The following is a 21,591-nucleotide window of genomic DNA, read 5'->3' on the forward strand; positions in this document are numbered from 1 at the left end:
GTTGAACCCAAAACTATATCGCTGAAACAATATCAGGCGCATAGAGCGGTTGCCCGTATAGCGCTGCTTGCCGCAAACATGAGAGAAACTAAAACGAATGGCATTGGAAATAACAGCATCTGCCGTAACGCAACTACAGGAGAAACTATCGCGGCTGAAAGGAGAAATACAAAAAGTTATAGTAGGCCAGGATAACATACTGGATGAAATACTGGTGGCACTGCTGGCAGGCGGACATTGTTTGCTGGAAGGGGTACCGGGGCTGGCCAAAACACTGATGGTACGTACGCTGTCGCAGGCGCTGCACCTGAACTTCCGCCGTATACAGTTTACGCCCGATCTGATGCCTACGGATATAATAGGTACAGAAATACTGGAAGAAGACCATGTAACGGGTAAGCGCTTTTTTAAGTTTAACAAAGGCCCGCTGTTTTCGAACATTGTACTGGCAGATGAGATAAACCGTACGCCGCCCAAAACACAGTCGGCATTACTGGAAGCCATGCAGGAATTTGAGATTACGTATGGCGGACAAACCTATCCGCTGGACCGTCCGTTTTTTATACTGGCTACACAAAACCCGATTGAGCAGGCAGGCACCTATCCCCTGCCGGAAGCACAGCTGGACCGTTTTCTATTGTATATACGCATAGGCTACCCCACCGCACAGGAAGAGGCAGATATACTGCGCAACACCACCGGCACCAAAAAACCGAAGGTGGAACCGGTAGTAAACGGAGAAGATATATTACAACTACAGGGTCTGGTGCGGGAAGTAACCATTAACGACGATCTTATACAATATGTAGCGGAACTGATACGCGCTACACGCCCGGATACCAGTACCGTGAGCTATGTAAAAGAATGGGTACGCTGGGGCGCCGGCCCGCGTGCGGGGCAGGCTTTGATACTTACTGCCAAAGCACGTGCGTTGTTTAAAGGGCGTTATGCGGTTACCATGGACGATATTAAGGCCATGGCCTACCCCGTGCTGCGGCACCGGGTGCTGCTGAACTTTAAAGCAGAGGCAGAACGCATCAGTACCGATGATGTAACGCGCGAGTTGTTACAGGCTGTTGCCCGTGTTAAAGGACTTATCTGATCATTCTTAACAGGCTGTGTATGTCTGGTATTATTAGTGCGGCAGTTATGATGGCTATTAAAGACCTTGCTTTAGCAGCCAGAACCACCATAGACGGCTTTATGCAGGGCCTCAACAAAAGCAATATAAAAGGTGCAGGGCTGGAGTTTAGCCAGTACCGCAGCTATCAGCCGGGTGATGACCTGCGCTGGCTGGACTGGAAGATGTATGCCCGCAGCGACCGTTATTATATCCGCGAATCGGAAACAGAAACCAGCATATCAGTACGATTACTGGTAGATGCCAGCGGCAGTATGGGGCATAAGGATGGTGCATTTTCCAAAATGGATTATGCCCGCTATCTGGCAGCCTCGCTGGCATGGCTGGCCAACTTACAGGGCGATGCTATCGGCCTGTATGCATTTCAGCATGGAGAGCTGTTTGCCTTGCCTTCCCGCAAAGATCCACAGCACCTGAACCGCATTTTTTATCAGCTGGAGCGGTTGCAGCCAGCCGGGCATTTTACCACGCCTGTAGCGTACAACAGCATTTTCACCAACAGCCGTCAGCGGGAGTTGCTGATATTCATATCTGACCTTTATCAAACCCATAACGAGATAATGCCGCTGCTGGAATCACTATCCGCTTACCGGCACGAAGTAGTTGTATTACACCTGATGGCAGATAACGAGCTGAACATGGACTTTGCAGGCTATACTACTTTGCAGGATCTGGAAACCGGAGAAACGATGGCGGTAAGTAGTAACACAACCCAGGAACACAAGGATACCGTACAAGCCTGGATAGAAGCACAGCGCAAATACCTGCTGGAAAAAAACATCAGCTACCGGCTGATGCGCACCAGTGAACCGGTAGAAAAAGCATTAACCGATTTTTTACGTCAACGCAATAAAAACACTGCATAACCTTGCTGCAACTAACAAATGCTATATGGCTCTGGGCAGGTACTGCTGTTATTATACCCCTGCTGCTGCACCTCTGGAACATCCGGCAGGGCAAGGTGTTGCAGGTGGGCAGCATACAGTTGATGCAACAGCATGCACGGCAGGCCTCGCTAAACCGGCGGCTGACAGATATTCCGCTACTACTGCTGCGGTGTTTGCTGATATTGCTGGTGGCGCTGTTGCTGGCAAAGCCTGTGTGGGTAGCACGTAGCAGTAGTACTAAAAAGGGATGGGTGCTGCTGGCACCTGATTACGGAAAACAAACCTATCAGCATTTTAAGCCGGCCATTGACGCTTTACTGCAACAGGGATTTGAACTACGTTTTCTTGAAGAGGATTTTACCCCGGTGGATACTTCCCGGTTCTTTGGTACAGATAAGATGAGCCCCCCTGAGCAAACGGGTAATTACTGGGCGCCTTTGCCCAAATTAACAGCAAAGGCTCAACATGGCATGCCGGTTTATATTTATTCAGCTAACCAATTACGTTATTTCAACGGCGAAAAACCAGTACTGCCTTCTAACATACACTGGTTTACTTTTACGCCTGAAAACGAAACAAGGCGGTCTATTGCCAGTGCCTGGCGGATGCCTCCTGCATCCGGGCAAACCGGCGACTCCGGCACTATACGGATAGCAATGGCACACAGCACGCCAGCCTCGTTAATCTATAGCTATCATACAATACCCTTTACAGCAGGCAACCACGACAGCTTTACGGTACGCAGATTTCAGGATGGGACATGGCGTATTTCACTGCCCGGAGCAGCATTGGTAAAAATAGATACCACCGTTTGCCGCATTGCATTATATACCGGTGATTACCCACAGGACGCCAGGTATATACAGGCAGCTATAACGGCTATACAATCCAGCCTGCAGCTGCCTGTTCAGCTTGTTACTTTCAGCAGCACGCCGCCCGCGCAGCCATATAGCTGGCTGATGTGGCTATCTGCCAAACCTGTACCTGCTGCTTTACAGGCAGAAAATGTACTTACATATCACAATGGCAAAACAAGTACCGCCGCCTCTGTGTTACAAACCGGGCAGCCCATGCAGCCGGTAACACTACGGCAGTACAACCTTGTTACCACGCCGGAAGACAGCCTGCGGGTATTATGGCGGAACGGCTGGGGGCAACCTGTTTTATATACAACACTTAACCAGCCTCATTACTACCGGCTGGCTACACGCTTCAGCCCTTTGTGGAATACACTTACATGGAGTGCTGATTTTCCCGCACTGCTTACCCGGTTGCTGCTGGAAGGCGGCACTGCTGCTGATGCCACAGATGCAGCAGATATACGCAGCATAGATAGTGCACAGTTACAGCCACAGACAAGCATTGCATCGGGCACTACGCATGCCCCGGATAACACTACCCCCCTGCAACCTTTATGCTGGCTGCTGACAACCATAGTATTGTTGTGCGAACGGTTGCTGGCGCACAAAAACAAAGGAGGGGCGTATGCATAACCTTACCCCCGCACAACAGCTATATGCATGGCGACGCAACTGGCGCAGGCAGGCCTTACTGTATTGCGGATTACTGGCAGCTGGCAGTGCATTGGTTACAGGTGCTTTGTTACACACACTACTCCATGCATCGTGGTGGTGGGTAGTTCCGGTTGCAGCAGCAGCTATGGGCGTTGCCATGTTTTTGTGGCCACAATGGCGTATTACAGAAAAAGACATTCTTCAATACCTTAACCGGCAGATACCGGAACTGGAAGAGAGCAGTGAGTTATTGCTGCTGCCACCAGACAGCACCAGTCCGCTACAGCAACTGCAACTACTGCGTATTACTCCGGTAATGCAACGGTTAAAGCCTGTACCACCTATGCAGCGTGTGCTGAAAAGAGGACTGTTGTTCTTTACCGGATCGGCGCTACTGTGTTTGCTTATTACACAAACCGCAGGCAAACGGCATTCAGATAAAGCAGATACACCAGCAACCAGCGGGCCGGTGGTTGCGGAACAATTACCACCAGGTATTGCAGGCGCAACTGTGCATATACAGCCACCCGCGTATACAGGTAAGGCTGCCAGGCAGCAGCAATGGTTAAACCTGCGTGTAGAAGAAGGGGTCGCGGTAAACTGGCGTATCCGCACCACACAACCTGTGGAAACGTTGCAGATACTATTTAACGATTCTACCCGCCTGCGCTTTCGCGCTACAGACAGCAGTCACACGCAATGGCAGGCCGGCACTACGTTAACACACTCCGGCTTTTACCGTATTCAGCTGGCTCAGCAGCTGTCTGAGTTTTATAAAATAGAAAGTATTAAAGACCAGCCACCGGCCATTAGTTTTCAGGCACCCGGCCCCCATACCGTTATTGATTACGGCATGCCGGAGCAGGTGGGCATTCGCTTACAGGTAAGCGACGACTACGGCGTGGCGGGCGCCACTATTATAGCAACTGTTGCCAGCGGCAGCGGCGAGGCGGTGAAGTTTAAAGAGCAGCAGCTTGCTTTTACCAACAGCTTTGCGGCGCACGATACCAGCTACAGGCTGCAACAATTACTGCAACTGAAAACCTTGCAGATGCAGCCGGGTGATGAGCTGTATTTTTATGTAAAAGCAACAGATACACGCGGGCAGCAAACCCGTTCGGATATTTATATTGTTACCCTGCCCGATACTGCTCAGCTGATGAGCATGGATGGCATTGTATCCGGCGTAAACCTGAAGCCGGAATACTTCAGAAGTCAGCGGCAGATTATTATTGAAACAGAACAACTGCTGCGCGACCAGGCCACCATGAGCATACAAGCCTTTAACGAAAAAAGCAATGACCTGGGCGTGGATCAGAAATTACTACGCCTGCGCTATGGCAGGTTTTTGGGTGAAGAGTCTGAAACGCATATTGGTGAAGAGCGGGTGGAAGATGATGAGCACGGCCATGATGAACATGACCACGATGAACACGATGGCCATGCGCACCACCAGGAAAACACAGCCAAAGACTTTAACAACGCGGATAAAATACTGGATGCTTTTTCGCACAAGCACGATATAGCAGAAGACGCCACTTTTTTTGACCCCGAAACCAAAAAGCAATTAAAAGCCACGCTTGCCGAGATGTGGAATGCGGAGTTAAGGCTGCGTACCTTTACACCCAGAGAGGCGTTGCCTTATGAGTACAAGGCATTGCGCCTGCTGAAAGATCTGCAACAGAAATCACGCTCTTACGTAGGTAAAACCAGCGCTAAACTTCCGCCGCTGAAACCGGAGAAACGGCTTACGGGCGAACTGGATAAAATTATAACACCGGTATATCAGAAACAGCAAACAGATACCGCCAACCCGTATACTACACTACGCCTGGCGATGAGTTTACTGGAGCAGGCACAAACCGGCGCTGTGTTATCTGCCACAGACAATGCATTGTTACAGCAGGTAATACCACAACTGGGTAAAGCCGCAGCTGCACAGCCATCGCTATACCTTTCTGCTTACGAAGCCCTGCAACGCATTACCCGGCTGCCGCAAGGCGGACGAGCGGCAGATATAGCCGTTACCCTGAAAGCATTGCACCGCTTAACACCTGCGCCAGGCAAACTGCCCTCCGCCCCTGCCTCCGGCGGCATGCCTGCTTTATCGCAACAATATTTTCAACAGCTAAAAGCCGGTAAGCAGCTATGAACAGGCAGAGTGAACTGATAGTGCTTATTATAAGTGTGGTTATCGCCGCCATACTTTGCTGGCTGGAGTTCCGCAGAACACAAAAGCGTTTCCGCCTGCTGCGTATGACAGCCGCATTTGCAGCAGTAGCAGCGCTTACATTGCTGGCTATACCCGTGAGTTATACCAGCTTATCGCTTGTTGAGCCGGAAGTAGTAATAGTAACCACTGATGGCGTACAGCGCGATTCACTGGCAACCTTTGAACGTTTTGCAGGAAGAGATGTTAGCCGGTACAGTGCTAACGAACTGTGGAAGCTGTCGTCTGCTGCCCATTACCAGGTACATGTTTTTGGATACGGACTGTCTGCTACAGAACTGGAACGCATATCCGGCACTTCATCCATAGTACCGCACCTTACTGCACCTTCCGGCATAGTACAGATACACTGGCAGCAGCAGCTTTTACAGGGGCAACCACTGCTGGTGCAGGGGCGCTATAATAACACCGGCACTACACCTGTGCAGTTGCAGTTAAGCGGGCAGCACACCTTACTGGATAGCTGCACCATAGCTGCCGGCACCGATACTTTGTTTCAGTTACAGGCATTGCCTGTGCATAAAGAGAAAGCGCTTTATCAGTTGACCACGCTTTCGGGAAAAGACACATTGAGCAAAGAGCCGGTGCCTGTAGTGGTAAACAGCCACACGCCTTTATCTGTACTGATACTGGCAGCAGCACCGGGTTTTGAATACCGCTTTCTTACCAACTGGTTAACAGATAATGGGTATAGCATAGCCTCGCGTACAGCCATCAGTAAAAACAAATATCAGTTCAGCTACGCCAACCACCGGCAGGTAGCATTGGAACAGCTTACACCAGCTACTTTATCGCAGTTTGATGTGGTAGTAACCGATGCCGCCGCTTTACAAACGGCTGCGCCTGCTGAGTTAACAGCCCTACGTGAACAGATAGCCACCCGGGCAATGGGTATGGTTGTGCTGGCAGACAGCAGTAAACTTCCTGCCTGGTTAAGCACGGCTTCACTGACTGTACAGCAGGCAGGGGCTGTACCACAAAACCTTACGCTTTCTGTACCGGGTACGGGCAATGCGGCGCTTCCTGCTTCTCTCCCGTTATATATTACTCCCTCAGCGGCACTGCTTCCTTTGTATAGCGATGTGCAGCAGCATCTGCGTGTAGCAGCGGGGTTGTATGGGGCAGGGCATGTGGTTATGAGTACCCTTACCAATACGTATAGCTGGCAGCTTGCGGGTAACCAGCAAACCTATGCCGCTGTATGGAGTACATTATTACAGCAGGCAGCCCGGCCGGATTTTACGGCGCAGCAATGGTTTACTGCACCCGCGTTACCGGTAGTACACCAGCCTGCGGTATTATATCGCAATACTACAGATAGCACTATTGCGCCTCCTTTGGTAAACGGGCATCTGGTGGCGCCTGCTCAGCAGCAACTGCTGCCTTTTATATGGCAGGGCAGTTACTGGCCGGTACATAGCGGCTGGCAAACAATACCTGCTGCCAACAGCAATACCCCGTGGTATGCCTATTTGCCGGAGCACTGGAAAATGGTACGTGCAATGGAAAAGCGGGCTGTTACACTGGAACGCGCTTATTTACAGAAAAATACATCCGGCACTAAAAAGCAACCCGCTATTGTAAACCACAAGCTGCCCCCTGTATACGCCTGGATATTGTTGCTGGCGGCCTGCACCTTTTTGTGGTGGGAGGGTAAGACACGGTATACAGACCGAAAAAAGCGGTAATATGAAAAAGAGCCGGAGTAAAATTTCGTAGATTGCTTTATCTGCAAACACATGAGTAAGGTGTTTTATTATTCACCAAAAACTAACAAGGAGGTAATACCTTGAAACGAAAAGAATTTCTCCACCTCTCTGCCATGAGCATAGGCGCTATGATGCTGCCTAAGTTCTCACTGCTGGGTAATCCCATTACTGCTGAAGAGGCTTTGTATGAAGGTTTGGACGTTAGCACCAAAAAAGCACTGGCCGATGTGGCCTTACAGGCAGCTACCAGCAAAGGTGCTACGTATGCAGACATTCGTATCGGACGCTACCTGAACCAGTTTGTAACCACGCGCGAGAAGAAGGTACAGGGCATTGCCAACACAGAATCGCTGGGTGTAGGCATACGCGTAATTGCCAACGGCAGCTGGGGCTTTGCTGCTACCAACAGCTTTACCAAAGAAGACATTGCCCGTACAGCTGAGAAAGCGGTGGCAGTGGCCAAAGCCAATTCAAAAATAATTACCGAGCCGGTACAGCTGGCACCGCAGAAAGGCTATGGCGAGGTAACCTGGAAAACGCCGGTTGAGCAGAACGCTTTTACAGTTCCGGTAAAGGACAAGGTAGATTTGTTGTTACAGGCAAACGGCATTGCCATGCAGGGCGGCGCCAGCTTTGTTAACTCGGCAATTCTGGCGGTGAACGAGCAAAAGTATTTTGCATCAACAGACGGCTCGTATATTGATCAGGACATACACCGCATCTTCCCCACTTTTACGGTTACTAAAATAGACCGGGCTTCTAATAAGTTTCAATCGCGCAAATCGTTAAGCGCTCCATCGGGTATGGGGTATGAATACCTTACACCGCTGGCAGACACGCGTGTTGCGGGTATTGTTACGCGTTATAAAGGACGCTACGATCTGCTGGAAGATATTAAGAATGCCACAGCAGATGTAGAGCAAAAGCTGAAAGCGAAATCTGTTGAGCCGGGTAAGTACGATCTGGTGCTTGACCCATCGCATTTGTGGCTGACGATTCACGAATCGGTAGCGCACCCTACGGAACTGGACCGTGTGCTGGGTTACGAAGCCAACTATGCAGGCACCAGCTTTCTTACGCTGGACAAGTGGAAGGCAGGCAACTTTAAGTTTGGCAGCGACCTGGTGAATATTGTGGGCGACAAACTGCAACCGGGCTCACTGGGTGCAGTAGGTTATGACGATGAAGGGGTGAAATGTAAAGAGTGGGATATTATTAAGAACGGGGTGCTGGTAAATTATCAGGCCATCCGCGATCAGGCGCATATTATAGGCCTGAAAGAATCGCAGGGCTGCTGCTATGCCCAAACCTGGGCAGATGTACAGTTTCAGCGTATGCCTAACGTATCATTGCGCCCGGGTACCAGTCCGTTAAGTGTAGACGATATGATTAAGAATGTAGAAAAGGGTATTTACATTGTAGGTGATGGTTCTTTCTCTATTGATCAGCAACGGTATAATTTTCAGTTTGGCGGGCAAACCTTCTATGAAATCAAAAACGGTAAAATAGTGGGTATGTTAAACGACGTGGCTTATCAGGCCAACACGCAGGAGTTCTGGAACAGCTGTACCGCCATTGCCGATGCCAGCGACTACCGCCTGGGCGGCGCCTTTAACGATGGTAAAGGGCAGCCTTCGCAGTCGAATGCTGTATCGCACGGCAGTTCCACCACCCGTTTTAATGGAGTAAACGTTATTAACACCGCACGTAAAATCTGACACTACTAACATGGCAATACTTACGAAAGAACAGGCGCAGACACTACTGAAAAAAGTGCTGAGCTATTCCAAAGCAGACGAATGCGAGGTTGGCCTCAACGGTTCTGAAGGAGGCAACATACGTTATGCGCGTAACGCAGTATCTACCGCAGGCGACATCAGCAACCTTACGCTTTCGGTTAGTGCCACCTTTGGCAAAAAAACAGGCACCGCTACCATTAACGAGTTTAGTGATGCTGCACTGGAAAGAGTGGTAAGGCGTGCAGAAGAACTGGCACAGCTGGCTCCGGAAAATCCGGAATACGTACCACTACTGGGGCCACAAACATATAAAGAAAGCATTACCTGGGTACCTGCCACCGCGGCTATTACCCCCGATACACGGGCCGAAGCAGTAGCAAAAAGCATAAAAGTGGCAAAGGAAGCCAACCTGCAAAGCGCCGGGTATATTGAAAATACCAGCAGCTTTACCGCAATGGCAAACTCTAAAGGATTGTTTGCCTATAACAAGGATACCGATGTGGTGTTTAGTATTACCACCCGCAATGAAGCGGGTACCGGTTCGGGCTATGCCGCCAGAGGGTATAACGACATCAGCAAGCTGGATACACACAGCGCTACTAAAATATCTGCCAGCAAAGCCAATGGTTCTGCCGGCGCCAGAGCTATTGAGCCCGGTAAGTACACCGTAATACTGGAGCCGGTTGCAGGCGCTTATATGCTGGAGAACATGTTTCGCGGACTGGATGCACGCAGTGCCGATGAAGGCCGCAGCTTTATGAGTAAACCTGGTGGCGGCAACCGTTTGGGCGAGCAGCTGATGGATGAAAAAGTAAACCTGTACTCTGATCCGTTTAATGCTGAATTACCTTCCAACACCTGGAGCCGGGATGGCTTTCCACTGGAACGCACCAGCTGGATAGACAAAGGGGTGGTAAAAAATCTGGCTTATAACCGCTACTGGGCGCAGCAGAAAAATGTACAGCCTGTTCCGTTTCCTTCTAACATGATTATGACTGGTGGTGATGCCAGTTTAGAAGAACTGATTAAAAGCACAGAAAAAGGCATATTAATTTCGCGCCTGTGGTATATACGCATGGTAGACCCGCAATCGCTGCTGCTTACCGGCCTTACTCGTGACGGAACTTTTTATATTGAAAATGGCCAGATTAAATTCCCGATCAAGAATATGCGCTTTAACGAAAGCCCTGTTATTATGCTTAATAACGTGGAGGCACTGGGCAAACCGGAGCGCACTATCAGTATTGAATCGTACAGAAGCTATCTGATACCGCCGATGAAAATAAGAGACTTTACGTTTACGTCTCTGTCAGACGCGATATAGATATTCTTATTTCAGAAAGAGGGTGTATGAAGTTCCATACACCCTCTTTTTATTGGTACCTGCTACCGCTCGTCACAATGCCGTTATTCTTCCATAAAAAACAGGTAAATTCCCTATCGTTAATTTCTGCCTATTATTCACCTCAAACACCAGAACTATTGTGAAAAGACGAGATTTTCTTTACATGACAGGTATGGGACTGGGCGCAACTCTTCTGCCAAAGATGCCCGCATTTGGCAAAGAGGTTCCGCTGGACAGCCCCTGGACCACCATTGACCCTGCCATTAAAAAACAGATGGCGGATATTGCGCTGAATCAGGCAACCTCAAAAGGGGCTACTTACGCCGACGTACGCATTGGCCGTTACTTAAACCAGTATGTGGTTACACGTGAGAACAAAGTACAAAACATTACCAACACCGAATCGTACGGTATTGGCATCCGGGTAATTGCCAATGGCAGCTGGGGCTTTGCTGCTACTGACAAAACAGATGCCGATGGCATTGCCAAAGCCACCGCACTGGCAGTAGAGATTGCTAAAGAAAATGCCCGCCTGCTGAAAGAGCCGGTAATACTGGCCCCGCAGAAAGGCTACGGCGAGGTGCAATGGAAAGCCCCTATTGAAAAGAATGCTTTTGAAGTGCCCATTAAAGAGAAGGTAGACCTGCTGCTATCGGTTAACGATGCCGCTATGAAGGGCGGTGCCAATTATGTAAACTCTATTCTGTTTCTGGTAAACGAGCAGAAGTATTTTGCCTCTACCGATGGGTCTTATATAGATCAGGATATTCACCGCATATGGCCCACGTTTACTATTACTAAAATTGACGAGGCCACCGGTAAGTTTGAAACACGCAATGCATTAAGCGCGCCGATGGGTATGGGTTATGAGTACCTGAACGCACGCCCCACAGATAAAATTAAAAGTGTTACCACCCTGTACAAGCAGCGTTATGATATGCTGGAAGATGCCCGTAACGGCGCTGCGGAAGTACAGCAGAAGATGAAAGCGAAATCTGTAGAAGCTGGCAAATACGATCTGGTGCTTGACCCCTCGCACCTGTGGTTGACTATACATGAATCGGTTGGTCACCCCACAGAGCTGGACCGCGTACTGGGCTACGAAGCCAACTTTGCAGGCACCAGTTTTCTTACGCTGGATAAATGGCAATCGAAAAACTTCAACTTTGGCAGTAAGCTGGTAAACATTATGGCTGATAAAACACAACCCGGATCGCTGGGGGCAGTGGGCTATGATGATGAAGGTGTTGCTACCCGCGAATGGCCGTTGATTAAAGATGGCATTTTAACCAACTACCAAACCATACGTGATCAGGCACATATACTGGGGCTGGATTCCTCGCAGGGATGCTGCTACGCCGACAACTGGAGCAGTGTGCAGTTTCAGCGTATGCCCAATGTATCGCTGCAACCCGGTGCAGGTAACCAAAGCGCCAACGACCTTATTAAAAATGTAGAAAAAGGCATATACATTATAGGCGATAGCTCTTACTCCATAGATCAGCAGCGTTATAATTTCCAGTTCAGCGGACAGCTGTATTTTGAAATTAAGGAAGGCAAAATAGCAGGTATGCTGAAAGACGTAGCGTACCAGAGCAATACACAGGAGTTCTGGAACAGCTGTGCCGCAGTTGCCGGTAAAGAAGATTACCGCCTGGGTGGTTCTTTCTTTGATGGCAAGGGGCAGCCCAGCCAGTCCAGCGCCGTATCGCACGGCGCTTCCACCGCCCGGTTTAATGGAGTAAACGTTATTAACACAGCCCGTAAAATTTAATTTATGCCTATACTTAGTAAAGAAGAAGCGCAGGCATTACTTAAAAAAGTGCTTGCCTTTTCCAAAGCCGATGAATGTGAAGTAAACCTTTATGGTTCAGACGGCGGCAATATACGTTACGCACGCAATGCCGTATCTACCAGCGGGGGCATCAGCAGTACCACGCTGATTGTACAATCTTCCTTTGGCAAAAAAGTGGGTACTGCCACTATTAATGAATATGATGATGCTTCGCTGGAGAAGGCGGTGCGCCGCTCGGAAGAGCTGGCACGCCTGGCGCCGGAAAACCCGGAGCATATGCCGGTGCTGGCACCACAGCAATATGCAGGCTCCAAAACCTATGTACCGGCCACTGCCGGCATTACCCCTAAAATGCGGGCCGATGCCGTAGCGCAAAGCTTAGCAGTTGCCAATGAGAAAGACCTGGTAGCCGCCGGCTTCTGGGATAACAATGCAGGCTTTGCTGCTATGATGAACAGTAAGGGGTTGTTTGCTTATAATACCTCTACCAACGTAAGCTTTAACGTAACACTGCGCACCAAAGACGGTAAAGGCTCAGGCTATGCCTCCAAAGGTTATAACGATGTAAGCAAGCTGGATGTAGCTGCCGCCACCCGCGTAGCCGCACAAAAAGCTGCAGCCTCTTCCAACGCCCGCGCACTGGAGCCCGGTAAATACACAGTAATACTGGAGCCTGCCGCTGCCATTGTATTACTGGAAACCATGTTTATGAATATGGATGCACGCAGTGCAGATGAAGGCCGCAGCTTTCTGAGCAAGCCCGGCGGTAAAACCAAACTGGGAGAAAAGCTGGTAGATGAAAGGGTAACCCTTTATTCTGATCCTCAAAACCCCGATATGCCTACCAGCCCCTGGACGGGCGATGGCAGACCACAGGAAAAAGTAACCTGGATAGACAAAGGGGTGATGAAGAATCTGTTTTACAGCCGATACTGGGCTCAACAGAAAAACGTAAAAGCCATTCCCTTTCCTGACAGTGCTATTATGGAAGGCGGCAGCGCCAGTCTGGAAGATCTGATTAAAGGCACCGAAAAAGGCATACTGGTTACCCGCCTGTGGTACATACGTGAAGTGGACCCGCAAACATTGTTATACACGGGCCTTACACGGGATGGTACTTTTTATATTGAGAACGGACAGATTAAATATCCGGTTAAGAACTTCCGTTTTAATGAGAGCCCTATTATTATGCTCAATAATCTGGAAGAACTGGGCAAGCCAGAGCGCACCGTTAGCGGAGAATCGGATATTCAGGCACTGATACCACCAATGAAAATCAGAGATTTTACTTTCACTTCATTATCGGATGCTATTTAAAGCGTTGTAATTACTGATACCATCAGGCCTATCAATAAAACAACTGTATATCACTAAAATGCCCCCAAAAAGTAACACACTTTCAGGGGGCATTTTTTATTCATTCCAGAGAATGTAACGTTATCCGTGCCTGGCTTCTTAAATGTCAGTAATGTCCAGAGGGCTACACCAGAAATTTTGCATCTACCATTACACTACCACTATCGCCGGAACAAACGGCATAGTTAAAGCCTTTTTGTATGGCGTAGGCTCCGTATTCGCCTGCTTTATTAATAGCAATAAAGCCCACCTGAATATCTTTTACGTTACCCTTGTTTCTTTTTACAATACGTTCTACTGCCAGGCGGCAGGCTTTTTCGGGGCTGTGGCCCTGGCGCATCAGTTCCACTACCAGGTGGGTGCCGCACACTTTAATTACCTCTTCCCCTAAACCGGAAGAGGTAGCGCAGCCCACTTCATTATCAACAAACAAACCTGCGCCAATAATAGGAGAATCGCCCAGGCGGCCGCGCATTTTAAAGCCCATGCCGCTGGTGGTACAGCTGCCACTCATGTTACCGGCTGCATCCATGGCCAGCATACCTATGGTATCGTGGTTGAGATTGCCATTGTCGAGTGTTGCCGGAGCAAATGGACCATGGCCAATGTTTTCTATATTGACGATGGGTTTATACTGCGATTTCTCCAGCCACTTTTTATAGGCAGCTTCTGCATCGGATGAGAGTTTTTCTGCTTCCAGCGGAAAGCCTTCTGCCACTGCAAAACGTTGCGCCCCCTCACCCACCAGCATTACATGCGGTGTTTTTTCCATTACCCGGCGGGCTACAGAAATGGGGTGTTTAATACGTTCCAGAAAAGCTACCGCACCGCAGTTACCATGTTCATCCATAATAGAGGCATCCAGCGTTACACGGCCATCGCGGTCGGGGTTGGCCCCCAGGCCCACGCAGCAGTTAATAGAATCTTCTGTTACACGTACGCCTGCTTCTACCGCGTCAAGCGCACTGCCACCTTTGCCCAGAATGCTCCATGCGGCTTTGTTGGCGTTGATACCTTCATTCCAGGTAGAGATAACCAATGGGCGTGGAGCACTGCTGCTGTTACGGTTACCATAACTGATAAAAGGAAAAGCGGATACCCCCAGGGTACCCAGTTTTAAAAAGTGCCTGCGGTGTAACATGTAGTTTTGGATTTATTGCTCTTCCAGTTTCATTCCTGTTTGGGTAAAACTGATTTTACGTTGTTTGTACAGAGCGCCGGTAGCCATTTTAAAGGCCTTTTTGCTCATACTGAACACCCGGTAAATTTCATCGGGGTCTGATTTATCGTGATAGGGCAGATAACCGTTGTTCTCCTGCAGCATACGCAAAATTTTATCGGTTTCGTTTTCTACGCGCGCATAGCCGCGTACACCTGCACCCACATCTATCTTATTTTCCGGACGGATTTTTTTTATAAAACCGGTAAGCTTATCGCCCGGTTTCAGATCGCCAAACACTTCATCGTAATAAAGTATGCCGGTGTGTACGTTGTTGATAATTACCACGTATCCCAGATCGCTACGGCGGTATACCACCAGGTTTACCGGATCTTTTTCTTTTACAGTCAGATTATCATTGCTGAGCAGGCGATCAATTTTTTCGGTAGCAGCCACGCGGCCGGTTTGCTCATCTATATATAATGACACCAGATACTCGCCCCCTACGCGCATGAAATTCAGCTGTTGCGATTTGGCTACGAACAAGTCTTTCATCAGCCCCCAGTCTAAAAACGCCCCGTGTGGAGAAAGCGCCACTGCTTTCATCATAGCAATATCCCCTACTACCGCATGCGGTTTTTGGGTAGTGGCTATTAAGCGGTTATCGGAATCGTGGTATAGAAAAACTTCCAGTTCGTCGTCAATCTGCGTGCCTCTGGGCACAAAACGCCTTGGCAGCAGAATACCTTTATCTCCGTCGTCTAAAAAAACACCAATCTCAGACTGGCGAACCACCTTCAGTTTATTGAATTTACCTACCTCTATCATGTACCCGATTTTAGTAAAGGTACAAAAGAAAGAGCCGCTACGGGGAGCGGCTCCTTCCTCATTAGGATAATTGGAATATAAAAAACGGGGATTTTACGCTGACGATAAAAGAATTTACCGTCCTTGTTTTTATAGAACGCGTCTATAAAATGCTATTGATACTAAAATAGTTATTATCTTTTGCTACTGGCGTATTCTTCTTTTTTATTTCCTTCTTTTCCACCCAGCAATGTTGCTACTGCTGTTTTTTCAAACTCCTCAGCTATAGAAAAGGCCGTTTCGCCTGCCTTATTAATTTTGGTGGTATTGGCACCGGCAGCCAGTAAAAGCGCTACCATTTGCTCGTTACCTCTTAAAGAAGCCTCCATAAGAGCGGTATTACCCAACTCATTCTGTGCATCTACCTTAGCACCATGTGCTATTAACACTTTAGCCGCGGCAAAGCTACCGGTTCTTGCTGCTTCTATCAATAGTGTGTTTCCGCCATAATTTGCGGTGTTTACTTTTAAACCAGCATGTAAACAAAGAGACAAGGTGGTAGAGTCATTGAATCTTACAGCATCAAAAACACCCAGATTTTTCTGGCTAAAGCCATTCACGTGAGCAATAACTGTGAACAGAATTGCAAAAGTTGTAGTTTTCATTCTTTTTCATTTACAATGAAATTCAACGTATTGTGCTGATCAACCACGTCTATTCATTTTGTTCAGGTACGATTTCTTGTGCATAGTTACGACTTATTTGGCTATTTGGATGCCCCAATCCGGCACATTTCGGCAGTTTTAACGTTGAATAAATAAGCTTAAAAGTATATGCGATATATATAAAGGAATGCCCTGCAAATGATTATAAATCGTTTGCTATGCGCAGCAAAAAACACCCGTTAATCGACGAATAAGGAAAATTAATCGCTAAACAGTTTTAGTAAAGTGCTATTTAAGGTTAAAACCGGCTTAAAGCCGCAAAAAAGGAACGTTAGTTAGTAAAATCCAGAAAACGCTGCACCATGCTTACGTATTCTTCGTACGAGCTGGGCTTTACTTCAATAGAAGCGGCTCCTAATTTGCCGCATTCTTCCACAAAAGGAGAATCGTTGTAAGTGGAGTAAATAATAACATCAATATGCTTATAGCGCTCCGTACTCTTTATATAATGTAATGCCTGTTTGCCGTTCATTTTAGGCATATTGTGATCGAGGATTATCAGGCTGGGCAATTCATTGTCTGCCGCCTTATCCAGAAAGTCAATTACCTCCAGGCCGTTTTCTACAATAGACAGTTTAGCCTTATTGCTACCCAACAGTTCAAACACCTGGGTAAATATCAAACGGTCATCTCCATCATCATCAGCCAGTAAAATATTTTTTGTCATAGCATTATTGCTTTTCAGCCTGCTTTACCGGTAAAATAAGCGTAAAGGTGGCCCCTTCCCCTTCTTTACTATCGGCAGCAATTAAACCGTGGTGTTTGTCTACAATCTTCTTGGTTATGGCAAGTCCTATGCCACTACCCTCAAATTTATCTTTGGAGTGAAGGCGTTGAAACAGTGTGAAGATGGCGCTTTTAAACTTTTCGTCAAATCCTATCCCATTATCAGTAATGGTAATACGGTAATAACCGCCATTAGCATCAGGTGCTGCATCTACTGAGCGCTCTTTAACAGCACAGGCACGGATGGTTATCTGCGGCTGCACCCCCTCGCGCATAAATTTAAGCGAGTTGCTGATGAGGTTCTGAAATACCTGGCGTATCTGACCGGGTATTACTTCCAGTACGGGCAGTTTGTCTTTTATAACAAGCGCCTTCTTTTCCAGTATGGCAATTTCCAGATCGTCCAGTATGGCTTCCACCACGGCGTTGAGGTCAGTTGCTTCAAAAGAATAATTGCTGGCAGAGAGTCTGGAAAAATTAAGTACATCGGTAATCAGTGTGCGCATTCGTCCGGATGCATGCAGCACCCTGCTCAGGTAATCTACCCCGGAAGCATCCAGATTACCTGCATACTTGTCTTTTATCAGCTTGCTGAACATCTGAATTTTGCGTAGCGGCTCCTGCAGATCGTGCGAGGCTACTGAAGCAAACTGCTGCAGATCGTTATTGCTGGCCTCCAGCTCTTCATTCATCTGCTGCAATTCTATGGTACGCTGCAACACCTTCATTTCAAGCACCTCATTTACCACTTTCTGCTCGTGTATATCCACAAAGGTAATCAGCCAGTCCGTCACTTTCCCCTGCTCATCTTTACGCATTCTGCCGCGAAGCAGATTCCAGTGGTAAGCGCCGTTTGCTTTCAACATCCTTACCTCCTGCTGAAAATCAGTCATATTACGGGCAGCTACTTCCCAGGCATTATTTAACCCTGCAATATCTTCGGAATGTATGCTTTGCTGCCATTTGCCACGAACCGCCTCTGCTGCATCAATGCCCGTGTATTCTTCAAACTGTTTATTTACAAAATCAATTTTTCTGTATACATCTGCCATCCATATTACCAGCGGTATGGATGCTGCCAGAAATTGGCGCCGGGCGATATTGCTGGCCACTTCTTTCTCCGCTTCTCTTAAACGGGTAATATCTACAATAGACCCCAGCATACGGAAAGGCGTATTAAACTCATCATGCAGCACATAAGCACGGTCTAACACAAAAGCATATTCACCGTTTGCTTTTTGAAAACGGTATTCGGCCGTCCACTGACTGGATTGGCTATTGATAACATCGTAGATGCTTTTTTGTATATGTTCCCGCTCATCAGGATGCACCTTACTAAGCCAGAAAGCTCTGTCGTAATTATTACGGTTATAGCCGAACATATTGAAGAACGACTCGTTCCACCATACCGTGTTGTTTACAAAATCCCAATCCCAGATAGCATCATTAGTAGCCTGTGATACCAGACGGAAGCGCTCTTCGCTTTTCGACAGTTCGCGGGTACGCTCTTCTACTTTAGACTCCAGCTGTACGTTCAGTACCTTCAGATTTTCTTTTACGGTAATGAGTTCGTTATAGTTTTTGCGCAGCTTCTGTTCGGCATTTTTGCGGGCAGTTACATCGCTGTAAGTAGCTACAAAGCCGTCTTTCATTTTTACTGCACTCAGTTCAAACCATTTATTTTCTGCTTCCAGATAAATATCTTCATTCAGCAGTACATCCTGCTGCACCACCTTCACATACTTATCAAACAGGTTGCCCTGCACCAGGTACCCGCCTTCTTTTTTCAGCGATTTGCCCAGGAAAGTTTCAGCCGCCCGTTGCAAAAAGCTGGCAGTAGTTTGGTTAGCGGTCTGAAATACAAAATCAGCAATCTTATGATCGCCATCACGCACCGCCTTAAAGGCCACAATAGCGCTATGGCTGGAATTGAATATACCTCTGATAATGTTATTCAGATCGGTAATAGCAGTGATATCAATAAAAGCAATAACAACGCCTGCCCTGCGTTTATCCTGCCTTATGTACGGCATAATGCGGATCAGCAGGTTTTTGCCGTTCAGCAACTGAACTTCTTTTTCTACGGTAGCTCCTGCTTTTAATACATTCTGAATATCTTCTGACAGGTTTTCGTAGCGGATGTTGGTTGAGATATGGCTGATTGGACGGCCAATATCTGTTTCAATAAAGTTGATCATTTTAACCGAAGCCGGATTAAACTTGCGTATCCGCAGGTTTTCGTCCAGAAATACCTGCCCTATATCCGAGCTGCGGAAGTAGTTGTCCAGATCATCGTTCAGTTCAATCAGCTCTTTTATTTTCAGCTGATGTTCGGTATTTAAAGTATGCAACTCTTCATTAAGCGACTGCAGTTCTTCATTACTGCTCTGTAACTCTTCATTGGCAGACAGCAATTCTTCGTTACTGCTCTGCAATTCTTCGTTGGTGGTTTCCAGCCCTTCCACAGCCATCTGCAGATTATGCTTTGTTTCCTGCAGTTCTGATTCCAGCTCGCTTACATATTCATGCGCACCGGTATCGGCAGAAAGCACCGGCAACATCTTCTCTGCTACAGCAGGCGCATCTTCGGGCACACCTTCGCCCAATACAACCAGGGTATACAGCTTACCGGCCATAATAGCAGGTGGCTTAATAACAATATGCACTATATGCCACTGTTCCCCTTTGCGGTAACGCACATTTTTCAGTACTACCTTGCTTTCTGTTTTCCATGTATTCTTAACAGCGCTGCCCAACACAATACCCAAATCCTGAGGCAGCATTTTCAACAGGTTCAACCGCAGACTTTTCCGCGGCAGCGATAAATACTGTTCGTAGTTGCCGGAAGACTCTTTAATCTCAAACTGTTGATCTATATAAAAAGCAGCATAACCTAACTCTTCCGTAAGCGCTTTCTGAAAGTCGTCTGTAAGGCGGGTTTTACCCTTTGCACCTCCACGATCTTCTTCTGCAGCTTTATAGCTCTGCCGGCTATAGCCATCAGGAGTATTGTACAGCATACCGGAAGCGTGTTTTACCACACCGGTTTTCTGAAACACCTTCCACTTGTTACTTATTTCATGCAGGGCATCTTTTACAAAAGCCGGATTTTCGCTGGATCCCAGAAAAAGAATACCATCCTGCTGTAACCCGAAAACCAACACCGACAATACTTTCTGCTGCAATACGGGACTCATATAAATGAGCATGTTGCGGCAGCTGACAAAGTCGTTTTTTATAAAAGGCGGATCTTTAATAATGTTATGCCTTGCAAACACAATCTGTTTGCGGATACGCGGGATGATGGTATAACCTGTGCTATCTTTTGTAAAGTATTGATCCAGCAGCTCGCGGGGTACATCTCTTTCAATAGAAAAAGGGTAATGACCGCGGGCCGCAATATCTATATTAGACTCGTCTATATCTGTGGCAAATACCTTTACTTCGTTACGCTGTTGCCGCTTTTTCAGCTCCTGATCAAACAACAGTGCTACCGAATAAGCCTCCTCGCCGGAACTACAGGCGGCCACCCATACTTTAATAATATCACCCGCCTCTTTTTGATGTACAATGCCTGGAATTACTTTTTCCCGCAATAATTCAAAAGCAGGCTCATCTCTGAAAAAGCGGGTAACCCCTATCAGAAAATCCTTTCCCAGCAAACCTGCTTCTTCCGGATGGCTGCGCAGGTATTGTACATAATCGGTCAGTTCCGGAATATTATGGTGCGCCATGCGCCGCGAAATGCGGCGTATAATAGTAGGCGTTTTGTAATAATGAAAATCATACCCACCCACTTCATGTATCAAGCTGAAAATTTCTTCCAGCAGTGCATCATCTACTTTGGTATTCTCCGGTAGCAGTACCGGTTTATCATGCAGAAAACCAATTAGCTCTTCCGGCATATCAGAAGGGGGTAATACAAAATCTGCATTACCAGAGGCTATGGCGCTGTTAGGCATACCATCAAAACGGGCCGTAGCAGGGTCCTGCACCATTACAATGCCGCCATTGGCTTTAATAGCCTCAATACCCCGGGTACCATCTGTTCCGGTACCGGATAGAACAATGGCTATTGCATGCTCTTTTCGTTCTTCTGCAAGTGTAGTAAGAAAAATATCTATAGCAGTATTGGGTACCAGGTCAACCTTCTTTTCAGCCAGCAACAATTTGTTGCGGCTCATAGTCATTACCTTTTTATTCGGTATTACATACACGCAGTTTTTTTCAATTACCTGCTCATTCTCTGCCTCAAACACTTTCATCTGCGTATGGCGTGACACAAGTTCTACCAGCAGGCTCTTATGATCGGGAGACAGGTGTTGTATAATAACAAACGACAGATTGGACGATTCAGGCATGTGATCGAAAAACTCATGAATAGCCTCCAGTCCACCGGCAGAGGCGCCGATAGCAATAATGTAATGCTCTTCTGTTCTGGTTTTTCTTGCCACGGAT

14 protein-coding genes are annotated in these 21,591 nt (G+C 47.6%); 9 read left to right on the forward strand and 5 right to left on the reverse strand.

Going from position 1 to position 21,591, the window contains the following annotated elements; translation table 11 throughout:
• Positions 1 to 97 precede the first annotated feature (97 nt).
• From IEY13_RS23505 to IEY13_RS23545, 9 genes are all read left to right on the forward strand, one after another.
• The gene (locus IEY13_RS23505) at positions 98 to 1,102 is read left to right on the forward strand and encodes an AAA family ATPase (RefSeq protein ID WP_188956851.1); all 1,005 of its coding nucleotides are present in this window, start codon (positions 98 to 100) and stop codon (positions 1,100 to 1,102) included.
• 20 nt (positions 1,103 to 1,122) lie between these two features.
• Positions 1,123 to 2,007, forward strand: a complete 885-nt coding sequence (locus IEY13_RS23510) for a DUF58 domain-containing protein (protein WP_229687982.1) — start codon at positions 1,123 to 1,125, stop codon at positions 2,005 to 2,007.
• Positions 2,008 to 2,009: 2 nt separating this feature from the next.
• Positions 2,010 to 3,521 carry a BatA domain-containing protein gene (locus IEY13_RS23515; RefSeq protein WP_188956853.1) on the forward strand — a complete coding sequence of 504 codons (1,512 nt, stop codon included), beginning with the start codon at positions 2,010 to 2,012 and terminating at the stop codon, positions 3,519 to 3,521.
• Positions 3,514 to 5,694: a DUF4175 family protein gene (locus IEY13_RS23520; RefSeq protein ID WP_188956855.1), complete on the forward strand. Its 2,181-nt coding sequence runs from the start codon at positions 3,514 to 3,516 to the stop codon at positions 5,692 to 5,694. The genes IEY13_RS23515 and IEY13_RS23520 overlap by 8 nt, the downstream gene beginning before the upstream one ends.
• Positions 5,691 to 7,460 carry a hypothetical protein gene (locus tag IEY13_RS23525; protein WP_188956857.1) on the forward strand — a complete coding sequence of 590 codons (1,770 nt, stop codon included), beginning with the start codon at positions 5,691 to 5,693 and terminating at the stop codon, positions 7,458 to 7,460. The genes IEY13_RS23520 and IEY13_RS23525 overlap by 4 nt, the downstream gene beginning before the upstream one ends.
• Positions 7,461 to 7,561: 101 nt before the next feature.
• Complete coding sequence (locus IEY13_RS23530; protein WP_229687983.1) at positions 7,562 to 9,199, forward strand: TldD/PmbA family protein; 1,638 nt, start codon at positions 7,562 to 7,564, stop codon at positions 9,197 to 9,199.
• A gap of 10 nt (positions 9,200 to 9,209) precedes the next feature.
• The gene (locus IEY13_RS23535; protein WP_188956859.1) at positions 9,210 to 10,544 is read left to right on the forward strand and encodes a TldD/PmbA family protein; all 1,335 of its coding nucleotides are present in this window, start codon (positions 9,210 to 9,212) and stop codon (positions 10,542 to 10,544) included.
• A gap of 160 nt (positions 10,545 to 10,704) precedes the next feature.
• Entirely contained in the window at positions 10,705 to 12,339 is a 1,635-nt protein-coding gene (locus tag IEY13_RS23540) for a TldD/PmbA family protein (RefSeq protein WP_188956861.1), read from the forward strand.
• Positions 12,340 to 12,342: 3 nt separating this feature from the next.
• On the forward strand, positions 12,343 to 13,677 hold the full coding sequence (locus IEY13_RS23545) for a TldD/PmbA family protein (protein ID WP_188956863.1): 1,335 nt from the start codon (positions 12,343 to 12,345) through the stop codon (positions 13,675 to 13,677).
• Positions 13,678 to 13,840: 163 nt separating this feature from the next.
• Here IEY13_RS23545 and IEY13_RS23550 read toward each other — a convergent pair whose 3' ends face one another.
• The 5 genes from IEY13_RS23550 to IEY13_RS23570 all read right to left on the reverse strand — a co-directional run bounded on the left by IEY13_RS23550 (position 13,841) and on the right by IEY13_RS23570 (position 21,587).
• Positions 13,841 to 14,857, reverse strand: coding sequence for an isoaspartyl peptidase/L-asparaginase family protein (locus tag IEY13_RS23550; RefSeq protein WP_188956865.1), 1,017 nt, complete (start codon positions 14,855 to 14,857; stop codon positions 13,841 to 13,843).
• A 12-nt stretch (positions 14,858 to 14,869) separates the two neighbouring features.
• A complete protein-coding gene (locus tag IEY13_RS23555; RefSeq protein ID WP_188956867.1) occupies positions 14,870 to 15,703 on the reverse strand; it encodes a CvfB family protein in 834 nt (277 codons plus the stop codon).
• Between the two features lie 173 nt (positions 15,704 to 15,876).
• On the reverse strand, positions 15,877 to 16,347 hold the full coding sequence (locus IEY13_RS23560; protein ID WP_188956869.1) for an ankyrin repeat domain-containing protein: 471 nt from the start codon (positions 16,345 to 16,347) through the stop codon (positions 15,877 to 15,879).
• A 331-nt stretch (positions 16,348 to 16,678) separates the two neighbouring features.
• A complete protein-coding gene (locus IEY13_RS23565) occupies positions 16,679 to 17,074 on the reverse strand; it encodes a response regulator (RefSeq protein ID WP_188956871.1) in 396 nt (131 codons plus the stop codon).
• A gap of 4 nt (positions 17,075 to 17,078) precedes the next feature.
• The gene (locus IEY13_RS23570) at positions 17,079 to 21,587 is read right to left on the reverse strand and encodes a chemotaxis protein CheB (RefSeq protein ID WP_188956872.1); all 4,509 of its coding nucleotides are present in this window, start codon (positions 21,585 to 21,587) and stop codon (positions 17,079 to 17,081) included.
• Positions 21,588 to 21,591: the final 4 nt, after the last annotated feature.

Source organism: Filimonas zeae, from assembly GCF_014641615.1.
GTDB lineage: Bacteria > Bacteroidota > Bacteroidia > Chitinophagales > Chitinophagaceae > Filimonas > Filimonas zeae.